Source organism: Streptosporangium sp. NPDC005286 (assembly GCF_040607515.1).
Lineage (GTDB): Bacteria > Actinomycetota > Actinomycetes > Streptosporangiales > Streptosporangiaceae > Streptosporangium.
Genome location: NZ_JBEXGU010000003.1, coordinates 1 through 17239, shown reverse-complemented (window position 1 = coordinate 17239; position 17239 = coordinate 1). Strand labels below are relative to the sequence as shown.

Sequence of the window (17239 nt, the reverse complement as noted above, 5' to 3'; positions counted from 1 at the left end):
TATAGTTGTCAAGCGTGATGGGAAAACTGACCCGCGAGGCGGTAGTCGAGCAGGCGCTGGAGATCGGCGACGCCGAAGGGCTACAGGCGGTGACCATCCGGCGGCTCGCCCAGGAGTTGGGTGTCACCCCGATGGCGCTCTACTGGCACTTCAAGAACAAGGAGCAGTTGACCGTCGGCATGGCCGATCACCTGGTCGAGGGCTTCGTGATCCGGGACGACGGGGGGGACTACGCGGGCCCGTGGCAGGAGCGGCTCCGCGGGCTCGTCGCCGGTCTGGTCAGGGTGCTCCGGCGCCACCCGTGCGCGGCGGGCGTGCTGAGCGAGGTCGACCACATGGAGGTGCCCGCCTTCCTGCGAGTGTGGGACATGGCCCTCGGCCTGGCCAAGCGCGGTGGATTCTCCTACGAGGAGAGCTGCCTGATCTCCCAGTTCCTGCTCCAGGGCGCGATCTCGCTGGCAGCCGGTCCGACGAAGCACTGTGTCCCCGGGCTCACCGAGCGGGAGGCGGCCGAGCGGACGCGGCTCAAGCGTGTCAGGCTCCAGTCACTACCGCCGGACGTCTACCCGCACATCGTGGAGATGGCCGTCCCCCTCTCCGAGGACGGCCGTCCCGACCTCTACGACACATTCGGCGTCGACCTCCTCATGGCGGGCATCGAGACGCTGTCCGCCCGCTCCGGCGAGCGCTGACCCTCAGGCCCGGCGGCGGGGACGGGCCAGCGAGGCCATCAGGGCGCCCGCCAGGGCAACGGCGAACAGCATGGCGTAGGTCCGCTGGAAGCCGGCCATCAGGTGGTCCACGGCGACGGGGGAGAGGCGCGACAGCGTGCCCGCGTACACCTGCCCGCGTAGCTCGGCGCTGACCGAGCCGGTCAGCACGCTGAGCGTGAGGGCGACCCCCAGCACGATCCCGACATTCATGATCATAAGCCGGAAGCCGTTCACCACTCCCAGGCTCCCCGCCGGCAGAGCCGCCATGACCTGGGTGGTGTTGCCGGTCAGGAAGGTGCCGCTGCCGCAGCCACACAGGAACAGGCCAACCCCGATGATCCAGTACGGCGTGGCGGGAGCGGTGTTCAGGAGCAGTATGCCCAGCCCGGCCGCGCTCATCAGGGTGCCCCCCACCGACAGCGCGTACGGCCTGATCCGGCGGCCGAGGGCGCCGGTGACCGGGGAGGCCAGGGCCATGCCGATCGGGACAGGGAGCACGCCCAGGGCCGCGGTGACGGCGTCGACGCCCCTGGCGGCCTGGAAGTAGAGGGCGATCAGCAGGATCAGCGCCGAGCGCGCCAGCGCGTTGCAGAAGGAGGCGAGGTTGGCGAAGGCCAGCATGCGCTCGCCGAACAGGCGCACGTTGAGTACGGGGTGCGACGCCCGGCGCTCCACCAGGACCAGCACCGGGACCAGCGCCACCGCGATCGCCATGCCGACGGTCACCACGGGGCTGGACAGGCCCCGGGACCCCGCCTCGGAGAGCGCGATCAGGGCCGCGGAGAGGGCGGCGAACACGATCAGGTTGCCGAGCGCGTCCACCGGCCTGCGCGCCCCCCGGGGCCCCCGGCGCAGCGTGAGCGCTCCCCAGACCAGGGCGGTCAGCCCGGCCGGTACGTTCATCCAGAAGATCCACTGCCAGCCGGCGGTCTCGGCGATGAGGCCGCCCAGGGTGGGGCCGGCGAGCTGGGCGACCGAGAGGGTGCCGATGTAGACGCCCATGCCCTGGCTGAGCCTGTCCGGCGGGAAGGCGTCGGTGATGATCACGGTTCCGTTGGCGAGGACCATCGCGGCTCCGATCGCCTGCACGGCGCGCATCGCGATCAGGAACCAGACGCCGGGTGAGAGCCCGGCGAGCAGCGATCCGACGGTGAACAGGAGGAACCCCGCCAGATAGATCTCCCGCCGGCCGAGCAGGTCGGCCACCCGGCCGAAGAACACCAGCGTCGCGGTGTTGACGAGGAGGAAGGCCAGCAGGACCCAGCCGGCCGCGAACGCGTCCGCGTGAAAGTGCCTGACCACGGTGGGAAGTGCGACGTTCAGCGTGCTGCCGGAGATGCCGATCATGACCATGCCGAGGCTGGTGACCGAGCAGACCCGCCACGCGTAACGGAGTTTGGATAGGTATTCAGGGGATCCGGGCAGGTCTTGGGGGATTGCGACCATGAGCTACAGTCTGACGTACGTTGTACGTCGATCTTGATCCAGACCCGCCACAGAGCACGGCCAACCCGCTCGCGCCTCGCGTCAGGCCACATCCGGCACGGACGGCAGCCGGGTGGCGGGGCACGGCACGCCCGTCCGGATCGCGTCCCGGGCCAGGCCGGAGGCGATGATCGTGGTGCTCGTCACCGCCGGGGGCGGCGCCTCCCCTCTCGCGGGTAGGCGCGCCCTCAGCGCGCCCGTCTGCGCAGACCCTCCAAATCGTGGATGATCACGCGGCGGCGGCCCGTCTCGATCAGCCCGCGGTCGCGCAGGGAGCGCAACGCCTTGCTGACCGCCTCGCGGGAGGCCCCGGTCCAGCCGGCCAGCTCGTCCTGGGAGAGCGGCAACGTCACCCGGACCCCGCCGTTGGTGGGCTCGCCGTACCGCTCGGCCAGCTCGACCAGCCGGGTGGCCACCCGGCCCGTGGTGTCGAACGCGCCGTACTCGATCCGCTTGCGGTCGGAGTCGCGCATCTTGCCGATCACCATCCGCATGAGCAGCACCGCGACTCTCCCGTGGTCCCGCAGGTAGGCGGGAAAGTCGCGGACCGTGACCCCTTCGACGGGTTCGAGGGCGGTGATCGTGGCGGACCTGGGCAGCCCGTCGATCGCCGCGAACTCGCCGAGCAACGCTCCGGGTCCCCGGATCGCCAGGACCACCTCGCTGCCGATCGCGGTGTGCGAGGACACCTTGACCCGGCCGGATGTCAGGATGACCACCCAGTCGTTCACGTCGCCTTCGGTGAACATCGTCGCGCCCCTGTCCCAGCGCCGGGGACGCCCGGCGGCGTACAGAGCCGCTACCTCATCGCTCGTGAGCAATGTGATGAACTCACCCGGTTCGGGGGAAGAAGTCATAACCACCTCATGGTGATCTCGATCGTGTCCGTACGACTCCCGGGACGAGAGGCGCTGCTACGAGAGCCCGGACAGCACGTGGGCATGGACGGGTTGTTCCCTGCCCTTGAGGTTGAGCGGGCCCAGGGAACGAGTCTGGGCCCGGGGGCCGATCAGGTCGAGGGTGCTCTGGCCGATCACGACGCTGCCGGGGTCGGCGATTCCCTCAAGTCTGGCGGCCACGTTGACGCAGTCGCCCATCGCGTTGAAACCGCGAAGCTCGGGGCTGCCGATGTTTCCGACAAGCGCCTCACCGGTATTGATGCCAATCCTGAAGCGGGGATAGCCGGGCATCCCCGCCGCGATCTCCTCGGCGGCCTCCTGCATCGCCAGGCCCGCCCGCACCGCGGCGAGGGCGTGGTCGGACTGCCGGGCGGGGGCGTTGAACAGCGCGAGCAGCGCGTCACCCACGAACTGCACGATCGTGCCGCCGTTGCCGAGCACGATGGGCACGGCCGCGGTGTGGTAGCGGTTCAGCATCTCGACGATCTCGCCGGGCGCCACCCGCTCGGAGAAGCTCGTGAAGCCCTTCAGGTCGGCGAAGAGCGCGGTCAGCTCCACCAGCTCGCCGCCGAGCGCCGCGGTCTGCGGGTCGGCCAGCAGTGACTGGGCCACGTCCGGCGACATGTACTGCCGAAAGAGGGTCTCCAGCTCGCTGTAGAGGCGGGCGTTCTCCAGGGAGATGGACAGCTGACCGGCCAGCATGGCGGCGAGCGCCTCGTCCTGCGGGGTGCTGCCGGTCGGCACCTCCAGCGCCCCGGCGAGCCTGCCCTTCACGGTCAGGGGGTGGACGACCTTCCTCTCCAGCCGGATCGGCTGGTCGCCGGGGAAGTCCTTCGGGCCGTACTCCCTGGAGTTCACGGTGACCCGGCCGTTGTCGACCAGCTTGATCCGGACGTCTCCGTACGCCTGCCGTACGCGGTCGAGGCTCTGCGCCAGCAGTTCGCGCTCCGGCAGGCCCACGCGGGCCTGCCTGCCCACCTCGACCAGCGCGGCGAGCCTGTCGGTCAGCTCCCGCTCGTTGGCCAGTGCCTCACCCGCCCGGTCGAGCACCGCCACCTGGGACTCGGTGAGCCCGAACTTGCCCGCCAGCCTGTTCGCGATCGGAACCCTGCTCTCCTCCCTGCGCCGCAGGTGGCCGACGAGTTCCTCCAGGGCGGCCTCGTAGTCGGCCCTGATCCTGCGGACCGTCGCCGACAGCGCCACCGAGTCGAACAGCCCGGCGCTCGTGCCCTCCCGCCGGAACTGCAGGTAGGCGCTGTAGGCGACGAAGAGGAACGCCGTGGTCAGCAGCACGTGCCAGAGCCACCACGACAGGTGCCAGTTGTGGTGGGACAACCCCGCGACCAGGGACTCGGCGAGCAGCGCGTACGCGGTGACCAGGCTGATCAGCACGACCGCGGGGCGGCCACGGTGCAGCTGGAACATCATCGCGGCCGCCACCAGGTACAGGGCCACCCCGATCCACTCCAGGCCGCCCAGGCCGGTGCCCTCGGGGGGCGAGTCGCTCAGCGGGGTCAGGCCCGGCACCAGGCAGGCGATCCCCCACCCGGTGATCAGGGTGGCCAGACCGCCGCGTAGCCACATCTGGCGCCGCAGGACGGTCTCGGCCGCTCGGTCCCCCAGGGGCAGCGCCGATATGAACGCGAACACCGAGGCGATGAGGAGGCCCACCGGGTGGGACAGGTCGAACCCGTAGCTCGGGGTGCCCAGGATGATGCCCGGGGTGCTCAGCCCGTGCACCAGGAAGGATCCGGCACTGCTCAGGAAGACCAGCGAGACCAGGAGCAGGCGTGCGTCCGCCCGCCTGGCCGACGCCTCGCTGATCATGAGGCCCAGAACCAGGTTGATCCCGGCGACAGTGATGATCAACCAGAAATGACTGGGATTGTCCTGCAGGACGATGTTCAGGTCGGGCTGGGCCAGCAGCAGCCAGAGTCCGAGCATCGGCAGTGCCAGATGCAACGCCCACACCAGGGTGCGGACCGGCTGGGTCGCGGGCGGCAGGTACGGTTCCCGTTCGGAACGGTCTTGTAGGGCCGTGTCCGTCGGGTTGATGGTCGGCACGGTGGCCTCCGTGTCTGGAGAACCCGGTTGGTTCCCTGTGTTGTTCGTCCACGCCCAGCGGGCGGGTTCCCCCGAACGGCCCGATTATCCCGCACGCGGCCGCTGTCGGCAGGCATCCGGACATTTGTGCTTCCGAGATCAAAGCGTGATGTTTCGCGAGTCAACCATTGGAACGGTTGAACCGTGTACTACGTGTATCTCTCCCATCACACCAGACTCTGGTGTCGCAGAAAGGAAGCCCAGTGGCTATCAAGTTGCCGGGCGGACGCACGCTCGCCGTCGTGACCGTTGGCGTGCTCGCCGGAACGTTGTTCACCGCGAGCGGCAGTGCCGTAGCCTCGTCGGCGGGTGCGGAGATCCACGCGTGTGTCCACAAGCAGACGCGTTACGCCCGCATCGTCAATGCGACGGCCAAGTGCAAGCCCACCGAGATCCGGATCAGGTGGGGGCAGCAGGGCGAGAGTCAGCAGCAGGGCATCGCCACCGCCGGCCCGCAGGGCGAGCGTGGTCCGCAGGGCCTCAAGGGCGACGCCGGACCGCAGGGTCCGCAGGGGCTGCGCGGTCTCCCCGGCAAGAACGGCGCCACCGGTCCGCAGGGCCAGAAGGGCGACACCGGGGCTCAGGGTCCGAAGGGCGAGGACGGTAAGGACGGTAAGGACGGCGCCACCGGTCCGCAGGGTCCCAAGGGCGACACCGGTGCCCAGGGTCCTGCCGGACCCGCCGGTCCGAAGGGCGCCGACGGCCAGGACGGTGCGAAGGGCGCTCAGGGTCCCGCCGGACCCGCTGGTCCGAAGGGCGCCGACGGCCAGGATGGTGCGAAGGGCGCTCAGGGTCCCGCCGGACCCGCTGGTCCGAAGGGCGCCGACGGCCAGGATGGTGCGAAGGGCGCTCAGGGTCCTGCCGGACCCGCTGGTCCGAAGGGCGCCGACGGCAAGGACGGCAAGGACGGCAAGGGCGCTGTCCCCACCATCACCACCGTGACCGGGTCGTTCAACTTCGGCGGTCAGGGCGGAAGCCAGAGCGTGAGCTGCGGTTCGGGCAAGGTCGTCACGGGCGGCGGCTTCAGCAGCAGCGGCAGCGGTTCCGGTCAGATCTACACGAGCGCGCCCACCGGCTCCGGCTGGACCGTGAGCGGCAAGAACAGCAGCGGCACCGTCTACGCGCTCTGCATGAGCGCCTCCTGATCTCCGGCTGAGCGTGACAGCACGTGAGAGGCCCCCGGACGGGCTGTCGGGGGCCTCTCACGTGCCGTGGAACGGGACGGCCGTGCGGTCCACCGTGTGACGTCACCGGTGGCACGCGGAGGTGACCGGATGAGAACGGAAAGGGGAGTACGGCTCGGATGAGCCGTACTCCCCTTTCCGTGGTGCGTGAGGATCAGCCGAAGATGCCCGGCAGGGTGGACGTGTGGGTCTGGCGGAGCTCGGTGACCGGGATGTCCAGCACGCCCCTGATGTTCAGGGAGTCACCACCGGTGGTGCCCAGGCCGTAGCAGGGCACCTCGTGGGCCGCGCACAGCTTCGCGAAGGTGTCGAACGACTCGGGCCTGACGGTCACCAGCGCGCGGGCCGACGACTCGCTGAACAGCTCGACGAACGCGTCGTCGCCGGTCAGGGAGACCGCGCAACCGATGCCCTGGGCGAGGCAGGCCTCGGCGAGGGCGATGGCCAGCCCGCCGTCGGACAGGTCGTGGGAGCCGGTCAGCAGTCCCTGCGAGGCGGCCGTGGTCAGGACGAGAGCCAGGTCGCGCTCCGAGGCCAGCCGTGCCTTGGGCGGCAGGCCGCCCAGGTGGCCGTGGGCCACGTGCGCCCACTCCGAGCCGCCGAACTCCGCCTCGGTCTCGCCGAGCAGCACGATCCGGTCGTCGTCACCGGTGAAACCGGACCGTACCCGGGTGGCCACGTCGTCGATGACACCGAGCACGCCGACGACCGGCGTCGGGTGGATCGGGACGGATCCCGTCTGGTTGTAGAACGAGACGTTTCCGCCGGTCACCGGGACGCCGAGGGTCTTGCAGGCGTCGGCCAGGCCGCGCACGGCCTCGGCGAACTGCCACATGACCTCGGGGTCCTCGGGGGAGCCGAAGTTGAGGCAGTTGGTCACCGCCAGCGGCGTCGCGCCGGTGGTGGCCACGTTCCGGTACGCCTCGGCGAGGGCGAGCTGGGCCCCCGCGTACGGGTCGAGGCGGGCGTAGCGGCCGTTGCCGTCGGTGGCCAGCGCGATTCCGCGCGTCGTCTCCTCGGCGCCGGGCATGGCCTCGCTGATCCGCAGCACGCCCGCGTCGGCGGGCTGGGCCAGCACGGTGTTGCCGCGGACGTAGCGGTCGTACTGGGAGGTGACCCACTCCTTGGACGCCAGGTTCGGTGAGCCGAGGAGCTCCAGCAGCGCCGCGCGCAGGTCGGTGGGGCGGGCGAGGCGCTTGGGAGTGTCGCTGTTCAGCGCGATCTGGCCGGTCGGCTCCTGGAACGGCCGCTCGTAGACCGGGCCCTCGTCGGCCGCGGTGCCCGGCGGGATGTCGACGATGGTCTCGCCGTGCCAGGTCATCACGAGGCGGCCTCCATCGGTGACCTCGCCGATCACGGTCGCGGGGATGTCCCACTTCGCGCAGATCGCCATGAAGGCATCGATGTCGTCGGGTGTGACGACCGCCATCATGCGCTCCTGCGACTCGCTCATCAGGATCTCCTCGGGCCGCAGCGAGGGATCGCGCAGCGGCACCAGGTCGAGCCTGACGTTCATGCCACCGGTGCCCTTGGCGGCGAGTTCGGTGGTCGCGCAGGAGACACCGGCGGCGCCGAGGTCCTGGATGCCGACGACCACGTCCGCCTGGTAGAGCTCCAGGCAGCACTCGATCAGCAGCTTCTCCATGAAGGGGTCGCCGACCTGGACGCTGGGGCGCTTGGCGTGCGAGGAGTCCTCGAAGGTGGCCGAGGCCAGCACAGACGCGCCGCCGATGCCGTCGGGGCCGGTCAGCGCGCCGAACAGGACCACCTTGTTGCCCGGTCCGGGGGCCACCGCGAGCTTGATCTGGTCCTTGCGGAGCAGGCCCACGCAGAGGGCGTTGACCAGCGGGTTGCCGATGTAGCAGGGGTCGAAGACGACCTCGCCGCCGATGTTGGGCAGGCCCAGGCAGTTGCCGTAGTGGCTGATGCCCTCGACCACGCCGGGCAGCACCCGCCGGGTGTCGTGGGCGTCGGCGCCGCCGAAGCGGAGCGCGTCCATCACCGCGACCGGCCGGGCGCCCATCGACATGATGTCGCGGACGATGCCGCCGACGCCGGTCGCCGCGCCCTGGTGGGGCTCGACGTAGGACGGGTGGTTGTGCGACTCGATCTTGAAGGTGGCGGCCCAGCCGTCACCGATGTCCACGACCCCGGCGTTCTCCCCCATGCCGACGAGCAGAGCCGCCGACTTGGGGGCCTTGGTGCCGAACTGGCGCAGGTGCACCTTGGACGACTTGTAGGAGCAGTGCTCGCTCCACATGACGCTGTAGATGGCCAGCTCGGAGCCGGTGGGACGGCGGCCGAGGATCTCGCGGACCCGCTCGTACTCCTCGACCTTCATACCCAGCTCGGCGTACGGCTGGCGCTCGCCGGGGGTCTCCTCGGCCCGCTTGACGGTGTCGAGACTCATGCGTTCACCAGCTTCTTCAGGATCGAGGAGAAGAAGGCGCGCCCGTCGGTGCTCGGGGCGCCGGTGAGGTCCTCGACGGCGTGCTCGGGGTGCGGCATGAGACCGACGATGTTGCCGGCCTCGTTGCGGATGCCCGCGATGTCGTTCAGGGAGCCGTTGGGGTTGCCACCCGTGTAGCGGAAGACGACCTGGCCGCCCGCCTCCAGCGCGCCCAGGGTCGCCTCGTCGGCGACGTAGCGGCCCTCCCCGTGCTTGATCGGCAGCACGATCTCCTGGCCCTCGGTGAAGTCGGAGGTCCAGGGGGTGGTGTTGCTCTCGACCCGGATGCCCTGGTCGCGGCAGATGTAGTGCAGCCCGGCGTTGCGCATCAGCGCCCCGGGCAGCAGGTGGGCCTCGCAGAGGATCTGGAAGCCGTTGCAGGTGCCAAGCACGGGTAGCCCGGCTCTGGCGGCGGGGATCAGCTCCTCCATCAGCGGGGCGAACCTGGAGATGGCCCCGCAGCGCAGGTAGTCCCCGTAGGAGAACCCGCCGGGCAGGAAGACCGCGTCCACCCCCTTGAGATCGGGATCCGCGTGCCACAGCGGCACGGCTTCGCCACCCGCGTGGCGCACGGCGCGGGCCGCGTCCTGATCGTCAAGAGTTCCTGGAAAAGTGACGACGCCCACGCGGGCAGCACTCATGGCAACGTTCCCCTCCGCAAACGGGCGCCGCGCCGGCGTCTCTTACATCGGACGTCGGTCTGCGGCGGTGCGTCCAGGCTATCCGCTCCGGACAAGCGGTCATACGCGGAGTACCGGATCACACAACCGGGCAGCCCGGATGGGCGTCTTCCGGCCCGTACGGGGCCGGGAAGAGCCGGATTCCCGGTGAGCGGCGGGGCTATACGGCGGCGAGCACCCGGTCGCGGGAGAAGGCGGCGTCGTCATCCCAGTCCAGGTGCTTGCGCAGGTGCACGACGGTGCCCCTGCCCGGGGTGATGTCGAAGGAGATCTCGTCCACCACCGCCTGCATGATGAGCAGGCCCCTGCCGTTCTCGACGTCGGCCGACGGGTAGTGCTCCGGTACTCCGACGAGGCCCTGGCCCCGGTCGATGATGCGGACGTCGCAGCGGCCGTGGCCGATGGCGGTCTCGACCTCGTAGCGGTTGGCCGGACCCCCGTGCCGCACGGCGTTGGCGCATGCCTCGGTCACCGCGAGCAGTATGTCGGAGACGCAGTCCTCGGTGACGCCGAGTGAGCGCAGGGAGTCGCCGAGCGCCCTGCGGACCATCGGGATGCCGATGGCCTGTCGTGGCAGAGCCAGCGAGAACTCCATGTCCACCGGTTTCCTCCCGGGGTCAGACGTCACCTCGTGAAGGCTTCCCTGCAGAATCCGGGCTAACCGCAAAATAACCGTAATGTTATTGACTAGTGGTCAAGCCGTGGGATTGCTCCGCCCATATTGCCGGATATAGCTGGATCTGGGCGGTTGATCTGCGTGGAGTGACGGCCTAGGACTCGACGGTGACGGTGTAGTCCTCGATCACCGTGTTGGCGAGCAGGGTTTCGGCCATTTTCCGGACGTCCGAAAGTGCCGCCTCGTCGGCGGGCCCATCGACCTCCACCTCGAACCGCTTGCCCTGCCGTACCGCTGAGACACCGGAGAAGCCGAGCCGCGGCAGCGCGCGGGCGATCGCCTGCCCCTGCGCGTCGAGAATCTCGGGCTTCAGCATGACGTCGACGATGACGCGCGCCACGATGTTCCTCCTGGTTGCGACGGGGACGGTTCGGCGCCTCAAGAGTAACCGGCTCCGGCCGTGCTCAGGCGCGGGGGCCGGACCCGCGCCACGCGGACGAAACGGGCGGGTGAAAGGGAGCGCGCGGGGAACGGGGAGCATATGGACGCCGAGGTAGGTCTTGCGCACACGTATGTGACCTCTGCCACGATGGCCACAAGCGCGTACGAACCACCATCAGACGGGTCGAACGCGTCGCGAATCGGCCGGACAGCGGTGGCGAACCCATCCAGACGGCCCCTAGCACACAGGAGTGGCACGTGACAGCCGACGCCTCTCGTGGTGCGGAAGCACCCCCGGAGCTCATTCAACTGCTGACCCCGGAAGGAGAACGGGTCGAGCATCCCGACTACGACATCGATCTGACCCCCGAGGAGATCCGAGGTCTCTACCGGGACCTGACCCTGGTCCGCCGCGTCGACCTGGAGGCCGTGGCCCTGCAACGCCAGGGCGAACTGGGTCTGTGGGCATCGCTGCTCGGGCAGGAGGCCGCGCAGATCGGCTCCGGCCGGGCGTTGACCGAGGCCGACATGGCATTCCCGACCTACCGCGAGCACGGGGTGGCCTGGTGCAGGGGCGTCGACCCGGTGAACCTGCTCGGCCTGTTCCGCGGCGTCAACCACGGAGGGTGGGACCCCGCGGAGCACAACTTCCACCTCTACACCATCGTGATCGGCAGCCAGACCCTGCACGCGGTCGGCTACGCCATGGGCATCCAGCGCGACGGTGCCGAGGCCGCCTCGATCGTCTACTTCGGCGACGGCGCCACCTCCCAGGGTGATGTGAACGAGGCCTTCATCTGGGCCTCCGTGTTCAACGCGCCGGTGGTGTTCTTCTGCCAGAACAACCAGTGGGCCATCTCCGAGCCGCTGGAGAAGCAGACCCGCATCCCCCTGTACCGCAGGGCCAGCGGGTTCGGGTTCCCCGGTGTCCGGGTCGACGGCAACGACGTCTTCGCCTGTCTGGCCGTCACCCGAAAGGCACTGGCCGATGCCAGGTCGGGGCAGGGGCCCGTGCTGATCGAGGCGTTCACCTACCGGATGGGCGCCCACACCACCTCCGACGACCCGACCCGCTACCGGGTGGCCGCCGAGTTGGAGGGGTGGAAGCTCAAGGACCCGATCGAGCGGGTCAGGGCCTACATGTTCAAGAACCAGATCGCCGACCAGGACTTCTTCGACACGATCGACGCGGAGGCCGACGAGCTCGGACGGGACGTCCGCAAGCGCTGCCTCGCGCTGCCCGACCCCGAACCGCTGGCCATCTTCGACCATGTCTACGCCGAGCCGCACTCCCTGATGGACGCCGAGCGCGCGGAGTTCGCCACCTACCTTGAGGGGTTCGAGGCATGACCATTCTCACGCTGGCCAAGGCGCTCAACGAGGGCATGCGCAAGGCCATGGAGGACGACTCCAAGGTCCTCGTCATGGGGGAGGACGTGGGCAAGCTCGGCGGTGTGTTCCGGGTGACCGACGGCCTGCAGAAGGACTTCGGCGAGCAGCGGGTCATCGACACCCCGCTGGCCGAGTCGGGCATCATCGGGACGGCCATCGGCCTCGCACTCCGGGGCTACCGCCCGGTCTGCGAGATCCAGTTCGACGGATTCGTCTTTCCCGCGGCCGACCAGATCATCACGCAGCTCGCCAAGATGCCGTTGCGCTCGCTGGGCAAGCTGAGACTGCCGGTGGTCGTCCGGATCCCCTGCGGCGGTGGCATCGGCGCGGTGGAGCACCACAGCGAGTCGCCCGAGGCGTACTTCACGCACACCGCGGGCCTGCGCGTCGTGGCCTGCTCCAACCCGGCCGACGGCTACGCCATGATCCAGCAGGCGATCCGCTGCGAGGACCCCGTCGTCTTCTTCGAGCCCAAGCGGCGCTACTGGGAGAAGGCCGAGGTGGATGTCGACTCCTCGGACTGGACCCCCTTCGACGAGGCCAAGGTGGTACGGCAGGGCACGGACGCCACCCTGCTCGCGTACGGGCCGATGGTGAAGACCTGCCTGGAGGCCGCGAAGGCGGCCGAGGACGACGGCCGGTCCCTGGAGGTCCTGGACCTGCGCTCGCTCAATCCGCTCGACGTCCCGAAGATCACGGAGTCGGTGCGCAGGACCGGGCGCTGCATCGTGGTGCACGAGGCGCCCGTCTACAGCGGCTTCGGCGCGGAGATCGCCGCCCGCGTCACCGAGGAGTGCTTCTACAACCTGCAGTCCCCGGTCCTGAGGGTCGGAGGGCCCTCCACTCCCTATCCGCCCTCGCGGCTTGAGGACCACTACCTGCCCGATCTGGACAGGGTCCTGCACGCCGTCGACCGCGCGTTCGCGTTCTAGGGGAGGGCTGAAATGAAGGAGTTCAGGCTCCCCGACGTGGGAGAGGGACTGACCGAGGCGGAGATCGTCCGCTGGCACGTGAAGGTCGGAGACCCGGTCAAGGTCAACCAGACCATCGTGGAGATCGAGACCGCCAAGGCGGTCGTCGAGTTGCCCTGCCCGTTCGAGGGCGTCGTGGCGGCCCTGATGGCGGACGAGGGCGAGACCGTGGACGTCGGCAGGCCGATCATCTCGGTGGACGACGGTGCCGGTCCCGCTCTCGTCGCGGAGCGGCCGGCGGCCCTGGCCGACGCCGCCGCCGACATGGTGCCCGCGCCACCTGCCGAGGTGCGGCAGCCGGTGCTGGTGGGCTACGGCGTCAAGCCGGGTGCGGCCAAGCGCCGCCCCCGCAAACCGTCGCCGTCCGGCACCTCTCCCACCGGCGGCTCCCCTGCCGGTACGCCTCCCGCCGGTGCGTCCCTTGCCGGTACGGCTACCGGGTTGCGGTCGCCCGAGGCGGTGCCGTCCGGTGTGCAGGAGGGCGGCGTCGGCACGGCCGCACCGCCCACGAGCGCCGCGGTGCTGGCGAAGCCCCCGGTGCGGAAGCTGGCCAGGGATCTGGGCATCGACCTGACCGCTCTCACCGGGACCGGCCCGCACGGCTCGATCACCAGGGACGACGTCCAGGCCGCGGTCGGCACCGCGCCGGCCTGGCCGCAGGCGGCAGTCGCGACGCGGGAGGCGGAGGACGAGGAGCGGATCCCGATCAGGGGGGTGCGCAAGGCGACCGCGCAGGCCATGGTGGCCTCCGCGTTCACGGCGCCGCACGTGACGGAGTTCCTCCAGGTGGACATGACGGAGACCATGGACGCGGTCCGGCGCCTCCGGGAGCTGCCCGACTTCGCCGAGGTCAAGGTCTCGCCGCTGCTCCTGGTCGCCAAGGCCGTGCTCGTCGCCGCCCGCCGCCACCCGATGATCAACTCTGCCTGGGACGAGGCGCGTCAGGAGATCGTGGTCAAGCACCGCGTCAACCTGGGCATCGCCGCGGCCACCCCGCGCGGCCTGCTCGTCCCCAACGTCAAGGACGCCCACCTGCTGTCGCTACCCGCTCTGGCCGGTGCCCTCGGTGCTCTCGCCGAGACCGCCAGAGCGGGCCGCACCCAGCCCGCGGACATGGCCGGGGGCACGATCACGATCACCAACGTGGGCGTCTTCGGGGTGGACTCGGGCACCCCGATCCTCAACCCCGGCGAATCGGCGATCCTGGCCTTCGGCCAGGTCAGGGATATGCCGTGGGTGGTGGACGGGCAGGTCGTGCCGCGTAAGGTCTGCACGCTCGCGGTCTCGTTCGACCACCGGGTGGTGGACGGGGAGATCGGCTCGCTGTTCCTGCGCGACGTCGGCGCCATGCTTGAGGACCCTCTCCGGATGCTCGCCTGGGGATGACCCGGTGATTCCGGAGCCGGTTTCATGACAGAGCGGTGATTCGCCTGCCGGGTAAATCCGGCAGGCGAATCGCTAAACATGACGGCCGGGCCTGTCAATTGGTGTTACGGGAAATGGGCGAGGACTCCGGGACGGCCCTCCCGGCCGCTGCGACGCCGTGCGGGCCGCCGCCCCGGCGATAATCAGGAAACCTCTTTTTGTCCCCTGTGGATCAGGGTTTATGGTGCGTATCCCCAGCTCGGGCAAGGGGTCGGGTTGCCGTGTGAAACTTTTGTCAGGCTTTACTCTCGATACGTTTTACGGCCTTTCTGAATTGGTTGTTAAAACATCTTTAATGCGCGTCGATATGGGGTGTTTGTCTGGGTATGGGTGCTAGTGTCGTGATTGATAAGCGCGACAGGCTCAGCACGAAGGGGGAAGCCATGACTTTCAAGCAGCTCTTCCCGTCCAGCCAGTACGTGACCTGGGGTGGATGTTGCTGTCGGCGCCGCCGCCGCTGCGGATGTGGGTGTGGTGGTGGCGGCGGGTGGTGGTGGTAACCAGATCCGGTGCTAGCAGAAACAAATGAGAGCCGGCGGGTCAACCGCCGGCTCTCATTCTCAGAGTCGCTCTCGCCCAACGGGGCGAGGGCAGCGGTGCGTCGTGCTCCCACGGCGCCGACGGTCTCCATCCGCAGGACCTTCCGGGAGTTCTGGCCGTACACCCGCGGCCTCCGCCGGCTGCTCGTGGCCGGTGGCGTGCTCGCCATCGTCGCGGCCGTCTGCGAGGTCGCCGCGATCGGCCTGTTCGGCTTCATCACCGACGAGGTGCTCAGCAAGCAGAACCTGGGGGCCTTCTGGCTCCCCGCGGCGGCCTGGCTGGGCCTCGCGGCCGTCGCGGGGCTGGTCTCCTTCGTGGGGTCCTACCTCACGGCCCTGGGTGCTGAGCGCTTCCTGCTGCGACTGCGAGACAGGGTGTTCGAGCACCTCCAGACGCTCACGCCCGACTTCTTCGACAACCGCCGCCTGGGTGACCTGATGGCCAGGCTCACCGACGACATCGAGGCCATCGAGGAACTCGTCGCTTCCGGCCTGGTCAAGCTCTTCACCACGCTCGCCAGTGTCGTCTTCTTCGCCGGTGCGGCCTTCTACATCCGGTGGGACCTGGCACTGCTGACGTTCCTGCTGGCCCCGGCCTTCCTGCTGGTCTCCAAGGTCTTCGCGGGCAGGTTCAGGACCGTGTCGGCGCGCGAGCGGCTCAGCAACGGGACCATGAACAGCGTCATCGAGGAGAGCCTGTCCAACCAGGCGCTCGTCCAGTCCTACAACCGCCAGGGCGCCGAGGCCGAGCGGCTGCACGCGGAGGGGAGCACCTGGATGCGGGCCAACGTGGCACAGGCGTGGCTGTCCTCCCTGTACGGGCCCGTCGTGCAGGTGATCGAGACCATCTGTCTGATCGCCATCCTCGGGTTCGGCGCGTGGGAGATCTCCTCGGGGCGCCTCACCATCGGCGGACTGCTCGCCTTCGCCGCCTACCTCGCCTACCTCTACCCGGCGGTGCAGAGCCTGGGGCAGATCGCCCTCACCGTCTCCGAGGCGGCGGCGGGCTCCGACCGGGTCATCGAGATCCTGCGGGCCCGGCCGGCCATCACCGACCGCGAGGCCCCCGTCCATCTGGGGCGTGGCCGTGGCCGCATCGAGTTCCAGGACGTCGGCTTCACCTACCCGAACAGGAGGAGGCCGACGTTGCGCGACATGTCCTTCGTCGTCGAGCCCGGGGAACTGGTCGTGTGCACCGGGCCGAGCGGGGTGGGCAAGTCCACGCTCGCGAAGCTCCTGCTCCGCTTCTACGATCCCACCGCCGGGCGCATCCTGCTCGACGGAACCGACATCCGGGATCTGTCGCGCGAGTCGCTCCGTGACAACATCACCATCCTGCAGCAGGAGAACCTGCTCTTCTCCGGGACCGTACGCGACAACATCGCCTACGGCCGCCCCGGCGCGGACCTGGACGACATCGTCCGCGCCGCCGTCATGGCGGACGTCCACGACTTCGTCAACGCGCTTCCCCACAGGTACGACACGCCGATCGGGCAGCGTGGGCGACTGATGTCGGGCGGGCAGCGCCAGCGGATCGCCATCGCCAGGGCCATCCTGCGTGACGCCCCGGTGCTCGTCCTCGACGAGCCGATGACGGGGCTCGACGCGCTCACCGCGGAACGGATCATGGAACCGCTCAAGAGGCTCATGGCCGGCCGCACGACCATCCTGATCACCCACGATCTCCGCTTCATTCCCGAGGCGGCCCAGAAGATCGTGCTCGAAGCCGTGCCGCGGCCTTCCAGCCGGATAAGGATCAGCCGCCGTTCCGTACCGCGCCCGGTGTGAGCGCGGATCACCTCTCGACGGCGATTCAGGTCCCGGACGGGCCGCGACACCCGTCCGGGGCCCGCCGCCGCACATCCCCGCCCTGCCCCGCTCCGCGGTCGCGGGGCCGTTGCCGGTTCCGGTGACGCCTGGCCTTACGCTGGCCGGGCACCCAAACGAAGGGAAGATCATGTTCCGGCATGTCGTGCTGTTCACCTGGGCACAAGAGGCCACCGATGAGCAGAGGGGCAGGGTCGCGACGGAGCTCGGCAAGCTGCCCGAAGCCATCACGGAGATCCGCTCCTACACCCTTGGCACGGACGCGGGCGTGAACCCGGGCAACCACCAGTTCGCGGTCGTCGCGGACTTCGACAGCGTCGACGACTACCTGGTCTACCGGGACCACCCGCTGCACCAGGCCGTGATCGCCGAGCACATCAAGCCGATCGTGGCCTCGCGGGCGGCGATCCAGTTCGAGCTCTAGGGCCTGTCCCGCGGATCTTGCCGTGGCGAGGATCGGTCAGGTGGTGTCTCGCAAGGCGGAGGAGGGAGCCGCAGCGTGCTGCGGTGACCGA

At 69.5% G+C, this 17239-nt stretch carries 14 protein-coding genes; 7 read left to right on the top strand and 7 right to left on the bottom strand.

The window, feature by feature from the left end; all coding sequences use genetic code 11:
* Nucleotides 1-17: 17 nt before the first annotated feature.
* Nucleotides 18-692, top strand: coding sequence for a TetR family transcriptional regulator (locus ABZU75_RS02040; RefSeq protein WP_355548645.1), 675 nt, complete (start codon nt 18-20; stop codon nt 690-692).
* A gap of 3 nt (nt 693-695) precedes the next feature.
* Here the strand turns inward: ABZU75_RS02040 and ABZU75_RS02035 are convergent, their stop codons facing one another.
* The 3 genes from ABZU75_RS02035 to ABZU75_RS02025 all read right to left on the bottom strand — a co-directional run bounded on the left by ABZU75_RS02035 (nt 696) and on the right by ABZU75_RS02025 (nt 5161).
* Nucleotides 696-2159, bottom strand: coding sequence for an MFS transporter (locus ABZU75_RS02035; RefSeq protein ID WP_355548309.1), 1464 nt, complete (start codon nt 2157-2159; stop codon nt 696-698).
* Between the two features lie 227 nt (nt 2160-2386).
* A complete protein-coding gene (locus ABZU75_RS02030) occupies nt 2387-3055 on the bottom strand; it encodes a Crp/Fnr family transcriptional regulator (protein WP_350929757.1) in 669 nt (222 codons plus the stop codon).
* A 57-nt stretch (nt 3056-3112) separates the two neighbouring features.
* A complete protein-coding gene (locus ABZU75_RS02025; RefSeq protein WP_355548304.1) occupies nt 3113-5161 on the bottom strand; it encodes an adenylate/guanylate cyclase domain-containing protein in 2049 nt (682 codons plus the stop codon).
* A 242-nt stretch (nt 5162-5403) separates the two neighbouring features.
* Here ABZU75_RS02025 and ABZU75_RS02020 point away from each other — a divergent pair, with 242 nt between their 5' ends.
* Nucleotides 5404-6345, top strand: a complete 942-nt coding sequence (locus tag ABZU75_RS02020) for a hypothetical protein (RefSeq protein ID WP_355548301.1) — start codon at nt 5404-5406, stop codon at nt 6343-6345.
* Nucleotides 6346-6538: 193 nt separating this feature from the next.
* Here ABZU75_RS02020 and purL read toward each other — a convergent pair whose 3' ends face one another.
* The 4 genes from purL to purS form a co-directional block, all read right to left on the bottom strand.
* Nucleotides 6539-8794, bottom strand: a complete 2256-nt coding sequence (purL, locus tag ABZU75_RS02015) for a phosphoribosylformylglycinamidine synthase subunit PurL (protein ID WP_355548298.1) — start codon at nt 8792-8794, stop codon at nt 6539-6541.
* Entirely contained in the window at nt 8791-9474 is a 684-nt protein-coding gene (gene purQ / locus ABZU75_RS02010; protein ID WP_350929761.1) for a phosphoribosylformylglycinamidine synthase subunit PurQ, read from the bottom strand. Before purQ ends, purL begins: the two co-directional genes overlap by 4 nt.
* 199 nt (nt 9475-9673) lie before the next feature.
* The gene (locus ABZU75_RS02005) at nt 9674-10141 is read right to left on the bottom strand and encodes an ATP-binding protein (protein WP_355548294.1); all 468 of its coding nucleotides are present in this window, start codon (nt 10139-10141) and stop codon (nt 9674-9676) included.
* Nucleotides 10142-10283: 142 nt separating this feature from the next.
* Nucleotides 10284-10529 carry a phosphoribosylformylglycinamidine synthase subunit PurS gene (gene purS, locus ABZU75_RS02000; protein ID WP_350929763.1) on the bottom strand — a complete coding sequence of 82 codons (246 nt, stop codon included), beginning with the start codon at nt 10527-10529 and terminating at the stop codon, nt 10284-10286.
* Nucleotides 10530-10828: 299 nt separating this feature from the next.
* Here purS and pdhA point away from each other — a divergent pair, with 299 nt between their 5' ends.
* From pdhA to ABZU75_RS01975, 5 genes are all read left to right on the top strand, one after another.
* Entirely contained in the window at nt 10829-11920 is a 1092-nt protein-coding gene (gene pdhA / locus ABZU75_RS01995; RefSeq protein ID WP_355548290.1) for a pyruvate dehydrogenase (acetyl-transferring) E1 component subunit alpha, read from the top strand.
* On the top strand, nt 11917-12894 hold the full coding sequence (locus ABZU75_RS01990; protein ID WP_355548287.1) for an alpha-ketoacid dehydrogenase subunit beta: 978 nt from the start codon (nt 11917-11919) through the stop codon (nt 12892-12894). Before pdhA ends, ABZU75_RS01990 begins: the two co-directional genes overlap by 4 nt.
* Before the next feature lie 12 nt (nt 12895-12906).
* On the top strand, nt 12907-14319 hold the full coding sequence (locus ABZU75_RS01985) for a dihydrolipoamide acetyltransferase family protein (protein ID WP_355548284.1): 1413 nt from the start codon (nt 12907-12909) through the stop codon (nt 14317-14319).
* Nucleotides 14320-14954: 635 nt separating this feature from the next.
* On the top strand, nt 14955-16685 hold the full coding sequence (locus ABZU75_RS01980; RefSeq protein WP_355548281.1) for an ABC transporter ATP-binding protein: 1731 nt from the start codon (nt 14955-14957) through the stop codon (nt 16683-16685).
* A gap of 169 nt (nt 16686-16854) precedes the next feature.
* The gene (locus tag ABZU75_RS01975; RefSeq protein WP_355548278.1) at nt 16855-17148 is read left to right on the top strand and encodes a Dabb family protein; all 294 of its coding nucleotides are present in this window, start codon (nt 16855-16857) and stop codon (nt 17146-17148) included.
* The last annotated feature ends 91 nt before the right edge of the window (nt 17149-17239 follow it).

Excerpts from the sequence above, each read along its gene's own strand:
- ABZU75_RS02040 (WP_355548645.1), top strand. The coding sequence starts at position 18 with ATGGGAAAACTGACCCGCGAGGCGGTAGTCGAGCAGGCGCTGGAGATC.
- ABZU75_RS02035 (WP_355548309.1), bottom strand. The coding sequence starts at position 2,159 with ATGGTCGCAATCCCCCAAGACCTGCCCGGATCCCCTGAATACCTATCC.
- ABZU75_RS02030 (WP_350929757.1), bottom strand. The coding sequence starts at position 3,055 with ATGACTTCTTCCCCCGAACCGGGTGAGTTCATCACATTGCTCACGAGC.
- purL (WP_355548298.1), bottom strand. The coding sequence starts at position 8,794 with ATGAGTCTCGACACCGTCAAGCGGGCCGAGGAGACCCCCGGCGAGCGC.
- purQ (WP_350929761.1), bottom strand. The coding sequence starts at position 9,474 with ATGAGTGCTGCCCGCGTGGGCGTCGTCACTTTTCCAGGAACTCTTGAC.
- ABZU75_RS01990 (WP_355548287.1), top strand. The coding sequence starts at position 11,917 with ATGACCATTCTCACGCTGGCCAAGGCGCTCAACGAGGGCATGCGCAAG.
- ABZU75_RS01985 (WP_355548284.1), top strand. The coding sequence starts at position 12,907 with ATGAAGGAGTTCAGGCTCCCCGACGTGGGAGAGGGACTGACCGAGGCG.
- ABZU75_RS01975 (WP_355548278.1), top strand. The coding sequence starts at position 16,855 with ATGTTCCGGCATGTCGTGCTGTTCACCTGGGCACAAGAGGCCACCGAT.